Origin of the sequence: Arthrobacter ginkgonis (assembly GCF_039540195.1) — a bacterium.
Classification (GTDB): Bacteria; Actinomycetota; Actinomycetes; order Actinomycetales; family Micrococcaceae; genus Zafaria; species Zafaria ginkgonis.
The window spans coordinates 88,319-100,425 of sequence record NZ_BAABEO010000009.1; the positions used below are offsets into that span (position 1 = coordinate 88,319).

Sequence of the window (12,107 nt, forward strand, 5' to 3'; positions counted from 1 at the left end):
CTCCTTACTTGATGGCCAGACGGCGGCGGGTGGGCGAAGGGCTGTTGCCGGTGTGGTACCGGGAGATCTCGGTGACCTGGCTCAGCGCCAGCGTCGAGGTGTTGTACAGCGACCACCAGAGCATTGGGGCGGCCTCGATCCCGTGGACGAGGTCCGCATGGCTCGACGGCGGCCCGGGGCGCAGCCGTCCGCGGGCCCGCAGCGTAGCGGAGGCGGCGCCCTCGATGACCTCGACGGCGGCGCCGCGGCGGGCCAGCCGGTGCACGACGCCGGCCAGCTGGTGCGGGGAGCGTATGTCGACGACGGAGACGACGGCCTCTTCCGCCCCGGCCAGCTGCGCTTCCAGCGCGTGGCCGACCTGGGCCCCGACCAGCAGGGCATGCTGGCCGCGGGCCTCGAGTCGGCGACCCTTTGCGGAGGCATCCACCCCGAAGCGCTCCGGGGCGCCGGCCTCGACGGCCTCGGCCAGGCCCTCGAGCGCGCCGGCACCGAGCCGGACGGCGGTGTCGAGGAAGTGGTTGCGGGCCGCGGCCCAGGCCCCGTATGGGACGCCCAGGTGCTGGAAGATGCGCTCGCTGATCAGCGCGAGTTCACGGCGCTTGAGCCGCAGCGGGGTGTCGCCGATCTGCGTCAGGTCGACGGCGGCGGTGTGGTCGGTGGGGTTCACCATTCCCTCATTCCTTGCTGTTGGTCCAGGAGCTGTTGGTTGATGGAGGAGGCGCTGGCGACCAGTGCGGTCTCCACGGCCTCGTCGTCGGTGCGGGCGGCGGGCATGATCACGCTCAGCGCCCCGACGCAGTGCCCGCGCACGAACACCGGGGCCGCGACCGCGGTGATCTCGTCGCCGAGCCAGCGCGAGCGCACCTTGCTGGCGCCCTTCTCGCGGACCCGGCGGACGGCGGCACGTACGTCCTCGTCGTCGAAGTCAACGGCACCGGGCTGGATTAGCTCGGGGGTGTAGGCCAGGAAGACCTGGCCGGAGGCCGAGGTCCGCAGCGAGAAGCGGGACTCCACGCCGGACCGGACCTGGATGGCCCGGTCCGGCTCGACGCGGTCGACGATGATCGGGGTGCCCTTATCCAGCACCGCGTAGGAGACCGCGGCGTTGACGACGTGGACCAGGTCTGCCATCTCGGCCAGCAGCAGCGGGCGGATCCGCCCATGCGGGGAGGCATTGCGGGCCACGACGGCGGCGTGGAAGCCGACCCGGTACTTCTGATGCTCGTCCTGGACAAGCCAGTCCGAGGCGAGCCCTGTGACCAGGTACTGGTGGGTGACGTTGCGGGACCAGCCGAGGATCTTGGCCAGCTCGGAGACCCCGATGCCGTCCTTGAAGTCGGCCACGGCGTCGATGACGCGCAGCATCTTCAGCCCGGTGCTGAGCAAGTTGGTGCCGCCGTTGCCGGGTTTTTCCTCGGCCATCAGTTCTCGCTCCATTCGATGACGTCAACCACGGGCAGCTCGAAGATGTCATTGGCCGGGGCCCAGTACCAGTCGGCAGCCTGCTCGATGGAGAGCTCGTCGCGGAACGGGGCGCCGTCGAAGATCAGTCCGCGCAGGATCCGCTCCAGCCTGTCCACGGTCTTGTCCAGCCCGAAGGTGAAGCCGTTGAGCAGATGGACCAGGTGCACCGGCACCAGATCGTCGTCGCGCAGGTCCAGCCGCGGGATCGAGTAGGGGGAATTGGCCAGGTTCTGCACGTGCGCCACCGCCTGCTCCAGCGTCGGCTCGGCGAGCAGCAGCGTGCCCACGGCCGTGCCGGCGGGCTGGGCGAGTGCCGCCGCGTGCAGGCGGCGCAGTTCGCGCGGCACATCGAACGCCAGGTCGTGGGTGTCTTCGGGGACCTCGCTGGCGGGCCCGCAGCGTGGTTCCTCGGAGTCGCGGGACTTGTACCAGACGCGGTTGGCCTCCTCCACCGGAGCCAGCGGCAGCTCGAGCGCCCAGCCGAAGGAGTCCTCCAGCGCCGCGCGTAGCGCCTCCACTGGCGCGGTGGCGTCGACCAGCAGGCTCTCGTCGATCGCGGCGGAGATCTGGTGGCGGTCTGTGGCTTCGGGGTCGAGCTCAAGCAGGATCGCGTGCAGCGTCTCCGCGGTCTCCGGCAGGTAGGTTCCGCGTACCGACTCGGCGAGCAGGCGTAGTGGCCGGGCGGCTCCGGAGTGCCGGGCGGCCTGGGCCAGCCGCTTGACGGCGCGCAGCTCGGTGGAGATTTGCGCGCCGCTGGGCAGGCTGACGTACCGGCCGCCGTCCTGCTGGCGGTAGAGGATCGAGCGGTTCAGCAGGCTCTCAAGCCGCTCCCACACGGGGTCCCCGGCGTCGAGCGCCCGGTCCAGCACCTCGGCCAGGGCCGCTTCGTGGCCGCCGATGAGCGCCTGCAGCAAGTGCGGGCGGTTGAAGGAGAAGAGCACCAGGCCCAGCGCGGAACCGTTGCCGATGGCCAGGGTGCGCCGGATCGCAGGGGACAGGGCCACCGCGTCCGCCGAGTCGAGCCGGGCCAGGTGCTGGACCAGATCGACGGAGAGCTCGCGCATCAGGTAGGCCGCCAGCATCTGGGCGTGGTACGGGGCGGCCAGCGGGTGGGTTTCCTCGTAGTCGCGGAAATCGCGAGTGCCGAAGGTGCCGTTGCCGTCGAGCCCGGTGTTGCGCATCAGGTAGCCAACCTCGGCGACGCGGCCGGCGTCGGGCTGGTGACCGGCGGCCAGGGACTCACGCACGTGCTCGAACAGCCGCACGCTTTGGTTGGCGCGGAACCAAACCAGCGTGCCTTCCGGGGCGCGCCCGGAGTAGAGCTTGGGCAGTTCGCGGCGGTTCTGCTCGATGCGGTCCGCATCGGCTTCCCCGTCCATCAGTGTTCCGAGCATGTCCCAGCTGGAGCCAATGATTCGCGAGGTGCGGTTGACCGAACTTGGTTCACAGGTGAACGCCACGAAGGACATCACCGCGGCCGGGGTCTGGATCCGGTAGAGGAGCGTTCCGTTGCCGCGCGTATCGATGTCGATGCTCTCCAGCCGGATCTGCCACTTCTCCCGCACCATCTTGGCGACAAAGCTACGTGCGGCACTGAGCCGGTTCGGTTGCATGGCACCCAGCCAACGCGGATGCATGATCTGTTCGGGCGGTCTCAGTGACGGAGTAGCGATGCTCATGGGGCTCCTTGGGAAGTTGGCAAGAGACGAGGATCAGGCATTTGTCCTATATATAAGGACCGTGTCCTCTATAAGGCGGCAGTGAATTTAGCACCGTGTGGGGGATCACACAAGAGTGAAAGATTCAGCTGTCCCTGGCCGTGCTATTTGACCTCCTGCCGGTTCGTGCCGATGGGATGGATGGTCGCGAGGGCGGTCCAGCCCAGGGTCTGCTTGAGGAAGCGGAACGTGTGCCCGATGTCTAGGCGGCGCAGGAACAGTTGCCACGGCCGTGCCGTACGGGTCGGTGTCGGTAGCAGTCCCCGCTTCGGGCCAGCATTCCGGGTCGGCAAAGCGGAATTCGGTGCCGTGGCGGGGCCGTCACCCGTCGCCTTGGACCTGCCTGGAGCCTCCGGAGTCGCGGTCGGTCTCAAGTTTCCTGCCCGTTCCCAGCCGACGGCTGCCTCCGGCTCCATTTGCAGGCCGTGGAGGCTTCCAGCGCCGCCCCTGGGAACGGCCCCCTCCGCCGCAAAACTGGTACCCCGAGACCATCCACCCCATCGGCACGAACCGGCAGGAGGTCAAATAACAAGCCCGGGCGATGAGGAAACGTTCGTTGCCGCGCCCGACCCGCGCAACGGTCCGCCCTACACCACAACCTCGAAGGTGGCGCGTCCGTGGCGGGTCCCGTTGACTTGGAGCTCAAACTCGTGGCCCCGCCGTAGTGGCGCCGTGTGGTCATCTGGCGGAAGGCGTGCCGGCCGGTGACCCGCCGGGACTGGCCGGGGGCCAGCACCAGCGTCGCCAACCGAAGGCCTTGGGGGCCAGGGCCGGTCCCTTCCTGCAGCGCGAGCGTCGCCGCGTCCTCCGTGACCGGCCAGACCTGCAGACTCGGAGGCCTCCGGAAGCGGCGCCGATCCCGCCAAATGGCGCATTGGCTTCGGCCGGGACGGCTTGTTCGTTGATGTGAATCTTGCCCGAGTTGATGCGGTCGGGGAGAGCTCCACGGACGGCCCCACGTCGGGCAGGACCTCACGGCGAGACCGTAGTCCGAGGGATTGGCCACCTCGACGGCCCGGTGCAGAGATCGCCGGTCGGCAGTTACTAGGCCTTCCTCGCAGCCGCTCCACGAGCGACTCGTGGACCCGGCGCCGGTCGACTGCCTGCACGTCGCAGACTTCCACGGCTGCTAACGCGAAAAACGGAGTTCCTGCAGGTCGGCCCTTGTGAGGGAAGACCGAGTCCCTGCCCTTAGCCGGCTGAGGACGTGGTCGAAACGCGCTGCTGCTCCGCCAGCTTCTGGCCCTCCAGCAACAGCTCCGTTGCCCTCTCGATGTGCTCGGCAAGTGCGCGACATGCACCGTCGGCATCACGCTGCATCGCGAGCGTGGCCATCCGTTCGTGCTCGAGGTCTCGGACCTCGAGGTGGCCTGTTTTCTTTACGGCCCAGCATCAGTAGACCTCGGTGGCGTCTTGTAGGCGCGCCGCGACGTCCAGGAGTCGAGGACTTGGGCATCCTTCCACGAGCGCCGCATGGAACCGCCGGTGGGCGTCGAGCCAGAGCGGGCTGATGCGGCCCTGCTCGTCTAGGGTGGAGAGCTGGGCGAGCCGATGGTGGGCGGCCACCACGTTCGTCTCCCGTTCGAGGTCCCGTGCCGGATGGATTGGCGCAAAACCTGCGTCTCGGACGTTCCGTTCGCGGTGGAGGCGCCGGCGGTGCACTAGCCCCTCCGACGTTAGCCACTCCGACGTTGCAGCAGGCACGTGGAACGCAGCCCCCCGGCGCCGCCCCGCACGATGCCGGGCGGCGCCTCTTGTCGCGGCTTCGTCCGCATGGTGAGTCCGCACAGTGAGAAAGGTGCCGTGGCCCGCGGGGAACTTCGCGGGCCACGGCACCTTGGCCTTGTATGGCTTGTTACACCCGTCCGGCGCTGGAGGCTTCGGACGGATCCAGCTGCTCGGGGGAGGCAGCGCCCGGGCCTGCGACGTCTTCCGTGCGCAGCAGGTCGATGCCTTTGGTTTCCTTCATGGTCATGACGGCTGCCAGGCCGATGAGGCCAACGAGGATGAGGTAGAAGGCGGGCATCATGGTGTTGCCCGTCCGGGCGATCACCCAGGTCAGCACGTAGGGCACGGTGCCGGCGAAGATGGCCGCGGTGACGCTGTAGGCGATGGACAATCCGGTCTGCCGGGTGCGGGTGGGGAAGAGTTCGGCGACGGCACAGGCGTGCACGCCCAGAATGATTGCCAGGATGATGCCCAGCCCCAGGGTGCTGACGAAGCCTGCCCAAGGTGCGCCCGACTGCATGATCAGGAAGAGCGGGTAGGACAAGGCGATGAGCAGGACGGCCGAGGTGATCAGTATTGGCCTGCGGCCGATGCGGTCGGAGGCGGCGCCGAACAGCGGGACCAGGATGAGGCCTGCGACCGAGGCGACGGTGGACAGGAGCGCGGCACTGTCCGCGCTCATCTTCAAGGTCTCTTCCTGGTACGTGAGCAGGTAGACCAGCACGATGTAGAACGTCACGTGCATCATGATTTCGATGCCGCTCATCTGCAGCAACTGCTTCCAATGGCGGGTGAAGACTTCCTTCACGGGGCTCTGCGGAACGTTGTCCAGTTCCTCCAAGGAGCGGAACTCGGGGGTGTCCTCTATCTTGGAGCGGATGTAGAAGCCAATCAGGCCCATGGGGACCGTCAACAGGAACGGAATGCGCCATCCCCAGTCCTGGATGGCTTCGGTACTCATTGCCACATTGAGCACGTACACGACCAGGGATGCGGCCAGGAATCCCAGCAGGCTGCCGAATTCCAGCCAACTGACACCGAAACCGCGATGCTTGCGCGGCGAGTATTCGGCCAGGAACGCTGCCGCGCTGCCGAACTCGCCGCCGGCAGCCAGGCCCTGGACCACACGGGCCGCGATGAGCAGGACGGGAGCCCAGAGGCCGATCGAGCTGTAGGTCGGAAGCAGCCCGACCATCAGCGTTGCGCCGGACATGGACAGGATGACGATGGAAAGCGTCTTCTTCCGGCCGATCCTGTCGCCCAGCGTGCCGAAGATCAGGGCTCCGAGCGGGCGGACCCCGAAGGAAATGGCGAAGACCGCGAAAACGGACAGCAGTGCGGCGGTACCGTCCTGCTCGGGGAAGAAGACGGAGGCGATGGTCGAGGCCAGATAGGCATAGACCGCCCACTCGAACCAGTGGACGAACACGCCGATCGAGCCGGCGGCGACGCTCTTGCGCAGGCCCTTCTGGCTCACGGGGGCTTCTTCGGGTTGTGTGCTGCTCACATTTCCTCCTGGCGGGGCGGAGTGGGAAGTGCCGCCGACCATGCCGTCGGGTACGGGGCGCGGGGACCGGGGGACAGGCTATCTGGAGTCATGGATCTCCTCGGAAGACTCAAGGTGTGGTGAGTCACAAGTGTTTTCCCAAAACAAACAGAGGTCAAGGGTTTTGAGGAAAATTTAACTTTCCCAAAACATTCGGAGCCGGCACTTTTCTCGTAAATCCGCGTCAATACGGCATATTGCGGTGCAAGCGTTGACATATGTTTGGTACTACAGAACACTTGAGTCATTCGCTTTCCGTCTCCACGAAGGGATGCCCCGATGGAACTTAAAGATGCCGCCGTCGCGCTGTTGACCGCGGACTATTTCGAAGAATCAGAGGTCCTGTTTCCTTACTACCGCCTGCTCGGCACCGTGCGCCGCGTCGTCGTCGCCACCCCCGCCGGCGCCCCGGCCAAGGGCAAGGGCGGCTTCGGCCCATTCGCCGCCCAGGAGGGCTTCGAACAGCTGCGGGCGGCGGATTTCGACGCCGTGCTGGTCCCGGGAGGATTCGCCCCGGACCTGGTCCGCCGCAGCCCGGAAGCGCTGGAGTTCCTGCGTCAGATGGACCAGGCAGGCAAGCCGGTCGGCATGATCTGCCACGGCGCTTGGGTGGCGGTTTCCGCCGACATCCTGGACGGCCGGCGCGTGACAAGCGTTCCTTTCATCCGCCCGGAGGTCGAAGGCGCCGGGGCCAAGTGGGTCGACGATCCGGTGGTCGTGGACGGCAACTTCGTGACCTCCCGTGTTCCCAACGACCTGGATGCGTGGATGAACGCCTTCCTGGAGGTGCTGGGAGGAGAGCGTCGCGATGACTGATGTTGCAGCTGCCCCCGCCCTGTCCCGGGTAAAGGACCCCGAGGCCAATTACGAGGTGCGGGTCTCCGGGCGCCGCATGGTGGGCGAGGACATTGTCTCGCTGGACCTGGTGCGGCTGGACGGGGAGCCGTTCCCCGCGTGGGAGCCCGGCTCCCACATCGACCTGTTCCTCGGGACCGACGGGCTGGGCGACCCGCTCACCCGGCAGTACTCCCTCTGGGGCGCGGTCGAGGACCGCTCCACCTGGCGCATCGGAGTGCTCAAGGACCCGAAGAGCCGCGGCGGCTCCGCCAGGGTCCACGAGGACCTGACCGAAGGCACTCGGTTGACCGTCCGCGGGGCACGCAACCACTTCCCGCTCGAACCGGCCAGCTCCTACGTATTCTTCGCCGGCGGCATCGGGATCACCCCCATCCTGCCCATGGTCCGGGAGGTGGAACGGGCCGGGCGGCCATGGAAGCTCTACTACATGGCGCGCAACCGGCAGCGCCTGGCGCTGCTGGACGAGATCGGCACGCTGCCCTCCGCGAACGTGGTGCTGCACTGCGACGACGAGAGCGGGCTGATCGATTTGGCCGGCATCACGGCATCGTTGGGGACGGCGGACCACGTCTACGCCTGCGGCCCCGGTCCGCTGCTCGATGTGCTGGAGAAAATGGCCGAGGAGGCCGGCCGCTGGACCTTCCACTGCGAGCGTTTTGCGGCGGCGCCCCCGGCGGCCGGCTCCGAGGACAAGCCGTTCGAGGTGCTGCTGGCCAAATCCAGCCGCACCCTGCAGATACCCGCGGGAGTGTCCTGCCTGAAGGTGTTGCGCGAAGCAGGCGTCGACGTCGACTGGTCGTGCAGCGAGGGGGTCTGCGGCACCTGCGAGACCGAGGTGCTCGAGGGCGTGCCGGACCACCGCGACGTGGTGCTGACCAAGGAGGAGCGGGCGGCCAACGAGACGATGATGCCGTGCGTTTCCCGGGCCCGTAGTGCCCGGATCGTACTCAACCTCTAGCCGGGCCGCAGGGTCCGTCAGCACCAGGATGCCCAGGGGTCCCGGCGGCCGTCACCAGGACGGCCGCCGGGACCCTTCGTCGTGCCTGCGCCCCTCGACGTGCCGCGGGGCGACCTTTTCTTGATGAAAAGGCCGCCCCGTGGCACGTCGAGGGGACGTGGGGAATCTAGCGGACCGGGATGGGCGGGGGTGCTGCCGCCAGGCTCCGCTCCAGGCCGGCGGCCGTCGCGAAGAGGGCATCTTCGTCACCGGGCAGGCAGGCCAGCTGCAGGCCCAGCGGCATCCCGGTCTCCGGGTCCGTGGCTCCGGGGACCACAATTACGGGCAGGCCGAGGGCCTGCCAGGACCGGCTCATCACCGGGGAGCCGGTCGCTCCCAGTCCCGCCGGCGCCGGCCCCTGGGCCGCCGGGGCCAGCAGCAGGGTGCCGTAGGTGAGCTCGCCCCGGATCCATTCCAGTTGCGCGGCGACGACGTCGCGGGCATCGGCGTACGTGGCGCCGGCGGTGGCGCCCCCGGCCGCGAAGAGGGCCGCCAGCTGCGGACTGAGCGCCTCGGGCCGGGCGGCCTCCGCGCAGCGCAGCCGCGCGGCCTCGTACGCCATGATCGTGGTGTGGGCGTCCACGAGGACGCTCCCGCGCTCGTCAAAGTCCAGGCGCTGCACGGGGTGGCCGAGGGCGGCCAGTTGCCGTTCGGCCTGCCGTAGCGCGTCCAGCATGGCCGGCCCGACGCCGAAGCCATCGCCCGGAACCCAGCTGAGCACCGTGGCCGGCGCCGGAGCGGACGCCGGACAGGCCGCCTGTTGCCTGGCCGCGGCCCCGCCTGCGCCGAGTGCCCGGCGCAGGAAGGCCATGTCCGCCACTGACGCGGTGAGGAAGCCGAGCGAATCGAGCGAAGGGCTGAGCCCGGTGATGCCCTCCTCGGGGAACGCGCCGCGGGCGGCCACGAAGCCGGTCACGCCGCAATAGGCCGCTGGCCGGGATACCGAGGCCGCGGTCTGCGTGCCGAGTGCCAGGGGGACCATCCCGGCGGCGACGGCCGCCGCCGAGCCGGACGACGATCCACCCGGCGTGTGGGACGTGTGGTGCGGATTGGCCGTGGGGCCCGGGCTGAAGTAGGCAAACTCGGTGGTCACGGTCTTGCCGAGGACGACGGCGCCGAGACTGCGCAGCCGGGCGACGATGGCGGCGTCGGACGGCGCCGCAGTGCCCCCGCGCAATGCGGATCCGCATCCGGTGGGCAGGCCGGCGACGTCGATGATGTCCTTGACCCCGATCGGCACGCCGTGCAGCGGACCGCGCTCGGCTTCCGGCACGGTGTCCAGCCGTTTGGCATCAGCCAACGCATTCTCGGCATCGACCAGCACCCAGGCGTGGACGTGTTCCTCGGTCCGCTCAATTCGCTCGAGGGCTGAATCAAGGACCTCCACCGCCGTGACCTCTGAATTGGCCAGGGCCTGCGCGATTTTCTCAAGTGATTGTGGGGCGACGTGGCGCATCTGGATTCCCTTCGGTCGTCCGCGGGTGCCTGCCAAGGAAATGCCTTCAGCGAACAATCTCTTGACATGCGTTCTGTAAGACAGAACACTATAGGACAACGACACGGAGCCCAACCCCCGGGCCAGGATCAAACGAAGGAGTAGGCATGCGTAGCCCCATTGCCCTGGAAGAATTCGACGCCAGCTGCGGCGACATCAACGAGGTGGTCTCCCTCCCGCCGGCGACCTTCACTTCCGGAGAGTTCTACGATTTTGAACTCGACGCGGTATTCGGCCACGAGTGGCTGTGCATCGGCCGGGCCACGGACATTCCGAACAAGGGCGACTACTTCACGGTCGACGCCCTGGGCGAGCAGTTGCTGGTGGTGCGCCAGGCCGACGGCTCTATCCGGGTGCAGTCCAACGTCTGCCGGCACCGGGCGATGAAGCTGGCAACCGGAAACGGCAACGCCCGCCGCTTCAAGTGCGACTACCACTCCTGGGTCTACGGCCTCGACGGCGAACTGCAGTCGGCGCCGGACCTGAATGACAACCCGTGCTTCGTGAAGTCCGAGGTCAAGCTGCCCGAGATCCGCTCCGAGATCTGGGAGAACTTCGTGTTCGTCACCTTCGATCCGGACATCCCGCCGCTGTCCGGCCGGCTGTCCAACCTGTCCTCCTACTTGGCCAACTGGGGCCTTTCGGAGCTGAAGTCCGCCTCGAAGCATGAATTCTTCCCGGTCAACTGCAACTGGAAGATCTTCGGCGACGAGTGCTACCACTGCGCGCACCTGCACTCGAAGAGTTGGTGCCCGATGTTCGACACCGCCTCCGAGCGCATCGACTACGACTCGCTGGCCAACGAGCCGGAGAAGGGCATCATCGCCTACGACCTGGTCAGCCTGGAGAAGGATCTCTCGCCCACCCGCACGGGCAAGAACCTGCAGCCGGTGCTGCCGGACCTGACCGACGACCAGCGCCGCTTGCTGGTCTACGTCACCGTGGCCCCCAACCTGCTGCTGATCGCCATGCCGGACAAGGTCAAGTACTTCATGTGGCTGCCCACCGGAGCCACCACCTCGGTGTTCGCCGCCACCTGGCTGTACCCGGACTCCACGCTGGCCAAGCCTGGCTTCGAGGACGAATGGAAGATGGAGGTCGAGGACCTTAAGCAGGTCATGGTCGAGGACGTGTACGCCTGGGAGTCCGTGCAGAACGGCATGTTTTCCCGCAATGCCCCGCGCGGCCGCTACGCGCCCAGCGAGGTGGTGCTGGTCCGGCTCAACGAGTGGCTGGTCGACAAGTACCGCACCGCCGACGCCCGTGCGGCCGCGGACGCGTCCGTCCCCGCCGGCGTCTGACCGTCCCGTACCAGCCAGGGCGCCGGGTCCCTGCCCGGCGCCCTTTCCCCACAAGCTAAGGAGAAGTCTTTGTCCCCCAAGAAAGTAGTGGTCACCGGTGGTTCGGGCCGGGTGGGCCGGTACGTGCTCGATGAACTGGCCCGCGCCTTCGAGGTGCGCAACGCCGACCTCGCCCCTGCCGAGATCGGGCCGAACGGCCGCCCGCCGGCCGACGTCGAATACGTGCCCACCGACGTGATGGACCTGGACTCGGTGCGCGCCGCGCTGAAGGGCGCCGACGCCGTCGTGCACCTGGCCGCCATCGACTACGACTGGCAGGCCGCCCCCGAGAAGTACATCCGGGTCAACACGCTGGGGACCTGGAACGTGCTGCAGGCCGCGGAGGAGAACGGTCTGGAAAAGGTGGTGCTCTGCTCGAGCATCTCCGCCTGCGGGCTGTCGGAGATGCGTCCGGAGTGGACGCCGGAGTATCTGCAGGTGGACGAGGCGCACGAACTGCGCCCGGTGCAGGCCTACAGCCTGAGCAAGCAGCTCATGGAGAACATGGGCCAGGCCGTCGCCCGCGGCTCGGGCATGTCGGTGATCTGCCTCAGGCCCTTGGCCGTGGTGCTGCCCGAGACCCTGGGCGAGTTCACCGAATTCATCGACAATCCGGAACTGCGCTGGCTGTTCTACTACATCGAGGCCTCGGATCTGGCACGGGCCTTCGGTGCCGCCGTCGAGGCCGAGGGCATCGGCTTCGACACCTTCTTCATCAGCGCTGACGATACCTGCCACCCCGAGCCCACCCTGGACTGGTACCCGCGCGTTGTCGGCGAGCCTGTCCCGGCCCACTACGACGCGCTCTTCGCGGCGAACCCGCGGGCCTCGGTCTTCTCCTCCGCCCGGGCCAAGGAGAAGCTCGGCTGGGCGCCGACGAGCAACTTCCCGTCGCTGCGGGCGGCCAACGGCTACCCGCTGCCCGAACCTGCCGCCCACTGACCGCCCGCCCAGAACAGGA

At 67.9% G+C, this 12,107-nt stretch carries 10 protein-coding genes; 4 read left to right on the plus strand and 6 right to left on the minus strand.

The window, feature by feature from the left end; genetic code table 11:
* Window positions 1-4 precede the first annotated feature (4 nt).
* The 5 genes from ABD912_RS07005 to ABD912_RS07025 form a co-directional block, all read right to left on the minus strand.
* Window positions 5-670, minus strand: coding sequence for a hypothetical protein (locus tag ABD912_RS07005; RefSeq protein ID WP_345149570.1), 666 nt, complete (start codon window positions 668-670; stop codon window positions 5-7).
* Window positions 664-1,422: an IclR family transcriptional regulator gene (locus tag ABD912_RS07010; RefSeq protein WP_345149571.1), complete on the minus strand. Its 759-nt coding sequence runs from the start codon at window positions 1,420-1,422 to the stop codon at window positions 664-666. Before ABD912_RS07010 ends, ABD912_RS07005 begins: the two co-directional genes overlap by 7 nt.
* A complete protein-coding gene (locus ABD912_RS07015; protein WP_345149573.1) occupies window positions 1,422-3,143 on the minus strand; it encodes a hypothetical protein in 1,722 nt (573 codons plus the stop codon). Before ABD912_RS07015 ends, ABD912_RS07010 begins: the two co-directional genes overlap by 1 nt.
* Window positions 3,144-4,373: 1,230 nt before the next feature.
* Window positions 4,374-4,517, minus strand: coding sequence for a hypothetical protein (locus ABD912_RS07020; protein ID WP_345149575.1), 144 nt, complete (start codon window positions 4,515-4,517; stop codon window positions 4,374-4,376).
* A 520-nt stretch (window positions 4,518-5,037) separates the two neighbouring features.
* Window positions 5,038-6,417 carry an MFS transporter gene (locus tag ABD912_RS07025; RefSeq protein WP_345149576.1) on the minus strand — a complete coding sequence of 460 codons (1,380 nt, stop codon included), beginning with the start codon at window positions 6,415-6,417 and terminating at the stop codon, window positions 5,038-5,040.
* Window positions 6,418-6,735: 318 nt separating this feature from the next.
* On the opposite strand from ABD912_RS07025, the gene ABD912_RS07030 reads away from it, so the two are divergent.
* Complete coding sequence (locus ABD912_RS07030) at window positions 6,736-7,272, plus strand: type 1 glutamine amidotransferase domain-containing protein (protein ID WP_345149577.1); 537 nt, start codon at window positions 6,736-6,738, stop codon at window positions 7,270-7,272.
* Window positions 7,265-8,272 (plus strand): PDR/VanB family oxidoreductase, encoded by a 1,008-nt coding sequence (locus ABD912_RS07035; protein ID WP_345149578.1) that lies wholly within the window; start codon window positions 7,265-7,267, stop codon window positions 8,270-8,272. The genes ABD912_RS07030 and ABD912_RS07035 overlap by 8 nt, the downstream gene beginning before the upstream one ends.
* Window positions 8,273-8,438: 166 nt before the next feature.
* On the opposite strand, the gene ABD912_RS07040 is transcribed toward ABD912_RS07035, so the two are convergent.
* The gene (locus tag ABD912_RS07040; RefSeq protein WP_345149580.1) at window positions 8,439-9,767 is read right to left on the minus strand and encodes an amidase; all 1,329 of its coding nucleotides are present in this window, start codon (window positions 9,765-9,767) and stop codon (window positions 8,439-8,441) included.
* A gap of 146 nt (window positions 9,768-9,913) precedes the next feature.
* Here ABD912_RS07040 and ABD912_RS07045 point away from each other — a divergent pair, with 146 nt between their 5' ends.
* A complete protein-coding gene (locus ABD912_RS07045; protein ID WP_345149582.1) occupies window positions 9,914-11,107 on the plus strand; it encodes an aromatic ring-hydroxylating oxygenase subunit alpha in 1,194 nt (397 codons plus the stop codon).
* 69 nt (window positions 11,108-11,176) lie between these two features.
* Window positions 11,177-12,088 (plus strand): NAD-dependent epimerase/dehydratase family protein, encoded by a 912-nt coding sequence (locus tag ABD912_RS07050; RefSeq protein WP_345149583.1) that lies wholly within the window; start codon window positions 11,177-11,179, stop codon window positions 12,086-12,088.
* Window positions 12,089-12,107: the final 19 nt, after the last annotated feature.

What these genes read in the sequence shown, in the direction of transcription:
- ABD912_RS07005 (WP_345149570.1), bottom strand. Translation starts at nt 670, where the DNA reads ATGGTGAACCCCACCGACCACACCGCCGCCGTCGACCTGACGCAGATC.
- ABD912_RS07020 (WP_345149575.1), bottom strand. Translation starts at nt 4,517, where the DNA reads ATGGCCACGCTCGCGATGCAGCGTGATGCCGACGGTGCATGTCGCGCA.
- ABD912_RS07015 (WP_345149573.1), bottom strand. Translation starts at nt 3,143, where the DNA reads ATGAGCATCGCTACTCCGTCACTGAGACCGCCCGAACAGATCATGCAT.
- ABD912_RS07045 (WP_345149582.1), top strand. Translation starts at nt 9,914, where the DNA reads ATGCGTAGCCCCATTGCCCTGGAAGAATTCGACGCCAGCTGCGGCGAC.
- ABD912_RS07030 (WP_345149577.1), top strand. Translation starts at nt 6,736, where the DNA reads ATGGAACTTAAAGATGCCGCCGTCGCGCTGTTGACCGCGGACTATTTC.
- ABD912_RS07010 (WP_345149571.1), bottom strand. Translation starts at nt 1,422, where the DNA reads ATGGCCGAGGAAAAACCCGGCAACGGCGGCACCAACTTGCTCAGCACC.
- ABD912_RS07040 (WP_345149580.1), bottom strand. Translation starts at nt 9,767, where the DNA reads ATGCGCCACGTCGCCCCACAATCACTTGAGAAAATCGCGCAGGCCCTG.
- ABD912_RS07035 (WP_345149578.1), top strand. Translation starts at nt 7,265, where the DNA reads ATGACTGATGTTGCAGCTGCCCCCGCCCTGTCCCGGGTAAAGGACCCC.